This is a genomic window from Phenylobacterium sp. (assembly GCF_036263695.1).
Taxonomy (GTDB): domain Bacteria; phylum Pseudomonadota; class Alphaproteobacteria; order Caulobacterales; family Caulobacteraceae; genus Phenylobacterium.
In genome coordinates this window covers 1-3,326 of sequence record NZ_DATAGM010000064.1, presented here as the reverse complement: position 1 = coordinate 3,326, position 3,326 = coordinate 1, and the positions used below count along the sequence as shown (strand labels likewise).

General features: G+C 69.4%; 4 protein-coding genes. 2 read left to right on the top strand and 2 right to left on the bottom strand.

All coding sequences use genetic code 11. The annotated features are described in order from the left end of the window. Nucleotides 1-549: hypothetical protein (locus VHK87_RS02420; RefSeq protein ID WP_329633304.1), on the top strand; the 549-nt coding region annotated here is incomplete at its 5' end. A gap of 38 nt (nt 550-587) precedes the next feature. Further along, a complete protein-coding gene (locus tag VHK87_RS02415) occupies nt 588-2,171 on the top strand; it encodes an AMP-binding protein (RefSeq protein WP_329633303.1) in 1,584 nt (527 codons plus the stop codon). Nucleotides 2,172-2,184: 13 nt separating this feature from the next. On the opposite strand, the gene VHK87_RS02410 is transcribed toward VHK87_RS02415, so the two are convergent. Next, the gene (locus VHK87_RS02410; protein WP_329633302.1) at nt 2,185-2,862 is read right to left on the bottom strand and encodes a spermidine synthase; all 678 of its coding nucleotides are present in this window, start codon (nt 2,860-2,862) and stop codon (nt 2,185-2,187) included. Between the two features lie 24 nt (nt 2,863-2,886). Continuing rightward, nucleotides 2,887-3,326 (bottom strand): HD domain-containing protein (locus VHK87_RS02405; RefSeq protein ID WP_329633301.1); only part of this gene is annotated, 440 nt, incomplete at its 5' end.

Here is a 3,326-nt window from a genome sequence, read left to right as displayed (position 1 = left end):
CTGCAGATGTTCAACCAGGGCGGCCAGCAGGTCTGCATCGGCACCGCCTCGCCCAGGGCCCGCGACGAGGCGTCCGAGGTGGCCAAGCGCCTGGCCGACCAGGCCGAGGCCGAGCCGGGGCGCTTGCGCATCTACGCCGACATCAAGCCGGGCGACGTGACCTCCGACATCCCGATGAAGGTCGCCCGCGAGAGCTATGAGGCCTCGCTTGGGCGGATCACCGAGCGGCTGCCGATCTACGACAAGGGCGTCCTCTCGCCGGCCCACGTGGTGCGGCTGGCCCACATGAGCCGCCCGTTCGTGCTGGCCAAGTCCAAGCAGCCCTACGTCGGCCTGTTCGGGGCGCTGGAGGTGCGGCAGCTGGCCGGACCGGTCTTCGCCGACCGCGATTACGTCGGGCGCACCACCATGCGCAAGCTGACCGAGAGCCCGAAGACCGAGAACGCCTGGTACGACGTCGACATCGCCGACGCCGCCACCGGCAAGGACGTGGCCAGCGTCACCTTCATGATCCGCGCCATGAAGCCGTCCTCGCCCCTCTGGAGCTGAGCGGCGGCGAAAACAAGAAACGACCGGGAGGAAGCCGAATGACCGATGCGGCCACGTTGGACCACACCGACCTGAAGGCGCAGGTCGACGCCGCCGTAGATTCGGGCATGTGCACCGCCGTCTGGGCCCAAGTCTGGCCGCAGAAGATGGTGGTGCTGGAGGCCGCCACCGGCCGCACCCGCACCTTCGGCGAGCTGAACGCCAACGCCAACCGGCTGGTCCGGCTGATGCGCGACCATGGCCTGAAGGCGGGCGATGCGGTGGCCATCGTCTGCTCCAACCGCGTCGAGTTCCCCGACGTGCTGTTCGCATCCCTGCGCGGCGGCTTCCGCATGACGCCGGTGAACTGGCACCTGAAGCCGGAGGAGATCGCCTACGTCGTCGACAACTGCGAGGCCCGGGCGGTGTTCGCCGACACCCGGGTGGAGGGCGTCGCCGAGGCGATGGACGCCTGTCCGCAGCTGGTGCTTAAGGTCTCGATCGGCGGCGATCTCCCCGGCTTCATCCCCTTCGAGACCATCGACGACTACCCGGCGAACGACATCGAAGACCCGGTTCGCGGCACGACGATGCTCTACAGCTCCGGCACCACCGGCCGGCCGAAGGGGGTCTACAAGCCCAACGCCCAGGCGGTCGGCGGCTTCGACCCGGTCTACGACCGCGCCGTCGACAAGCACATCTGCACCGGTCCCGCCTACCACGCCTCGCCGCTGGCCGGGGACATCCGGCGGGCGCTCAACAACGGCGTGCCGACCGTGCTGATGGACCGGTGGGACACCGAGTTCGTGCTCCAGACGATCCAGGACCAGAAGATCACCCGCGGCCACTTCGTGCCGATCATGTTCCAGCGCATGCTGGCCCTGCCGGAGGAGGTCCGGGCTAAGTACGACCTCAGCTCCCTGAAGCGCATCACCCACGGGGCGGCGCCCTGCCCGCCCGAGGTGAAGCAGGCGATGATCGAGTGGCTGGGCCCCATCCTCTACGAATACTACGCCGGGTCAGAGGGCGGCGTCGGCTTCACCGTCACCTCCGAGCAGTGGCTGGCCCGCCCCGGCACCGTCGGCCGCCGGCCGCACAAGGACGCGGCCAAGATCCTCGACGACGAGGGGAACGAATGCCCGCCGGGCGTTCCTGGCCACATCTACCTGAGCCTTAAGGACCAGGGCGGCTTCAGCTACTACAAGGACGACACCAAGACCTACGCCAACCGGCGAGGCGACTACTTCACCATGGGCGACATCGGCTACCTGGACGAGGAGGACTGGCTGTTCCTCACCGGCCGCAGCGCCGAGACCATCATCGCCGGCGGGGTGAACATCTATCCGCAGGAGATCGACAACGAGCTGATCAAGCACCCGGCCGTCGAGGACAGCTGCACCGTCGGCGTCCCCCACGACGAGTGGGGCGAGGAGGTGCGCGCCGTCATTCAGCTGCGCCCCGGCTACACGCCCTCTGAGGAGCTGAAGCGCGAGATCCTCGACTACGCCGCCAAGGTGGTCGCCAAGTACAAGATCCCGCGCGGGATCGACTTCGTGGACGCCCTGCCCCGCAGCGAAGCCGGCAAGATCCAGCGCAACAAGGTCCGCGCCCCCTACTGGGAAGGCCGCGCCCGGGCGATCTGAGGCCCTATGCCCGTCAGCGGCGGCGCGCCAGCCACACCACGTGCTTGGCGCCGCCTTTGCCCTTGCGGGCCGGCGTCCTCACCTCCTCGACCGCGAGGCCGCTCTGCCTCAGCGCCGCGGAGAACCTCGGATGAGGCGCGGAGGACCAGACGGCCAGGACGCCGCCGGGCGTCAGCGCCGCCTGGGCGCGGGCCAGTCCAACGGCGTCGTAAAGCGCATCGTTAGCCCGGCGGGTCAGCCCCTCAGGCCCGTTGTCCACGTCCAGCAGGATGGCGTCATAGCCGCTCCGGGCCCCGGCGATCAGCGCCGCGACGTCGCTCTCATGCACGGAGGTCCGCGGATCCTCCAGGCTGCCGGCGAACAGGCCGGCCAGCGGCCCCTTCGCCCAGGCCACGACGGCGGGGACCAGTTCGGCCACCTCGACCTGGGCCTGCGGCGGCAGCACGGCAAGCGCGGCGCGCAGGGTGAAGCCCATCCCGAGGCCGCCGATCAGCACCCGCGGGCTCGGTCGGCCTTCGATCCGCTCCCAGGCCAGCCTGGCCAGCGCCTCTTCCGAACCGGACAGGCGGCTGTTCATCAGCTCGATCCCGCCGTCGGCCATGATCGAATACTCGGCGCCGCGCTGCATCAGCCGCAGCTCGCCGCCGCCGTCGGGCACCTGCGCCCGATCGAGCTCGATCCATCGGATCATCCGCGGGTCCGCCCCGCGCGCCGCCTAGCGCCTGGGGCTGGAGAAGACCTTCACCACCTGGTCCTCGAAGGACTCCAGCGGATCGACGTCGAAGCCCGGATCGAAGGCGGGAGCATCCCACCGGTCCACCAGCTTCTCGGCGAAGGCGAACCAGCCCTCGCCCCGGAAGTTCTCCCGCAGGTTCCCCGGCTTGCCCATGAACTCGTAGTAGTAGGCGCCCTGGAAGTCCTGGTGCCAGTAGACCGCCTTGTAGATGTCTTCCGAGACGTAGGGCTTCAGCATCTCGGCGGCGATCGGCCCGTGGTTGGGGATCGACATCACCTTGCCGATGTCGTGGCACAGGGCCGCGACCACCTCTTCGTCGGTGGCGCCGTCGCGGCGGGCGAGCGTGCCGGCCATCAGGCTGTGGGTCAGCTGGTTGGCCGCAAACCCCAGCTGCATCGGCTCCAGGCGGCGCAGGGTGT

Excerpts from the sequence above, each read along its gene's own strand:
- VHK87_RS02410 (WP_329633302.1), bottom strand. The coding sequence starts at position 2,862 with ATGATCCGATGGATCGAGCTCGATCGGGCGCAGGTGCCCGACGGCGGC.
- VHK87_RS02415 (WP_329633303.1), top strand. The coding sequence starts at position 588 with ATGACCGATGCGGCCACGTTGGACCACACCGACCTGAAGGCGCAGGTC.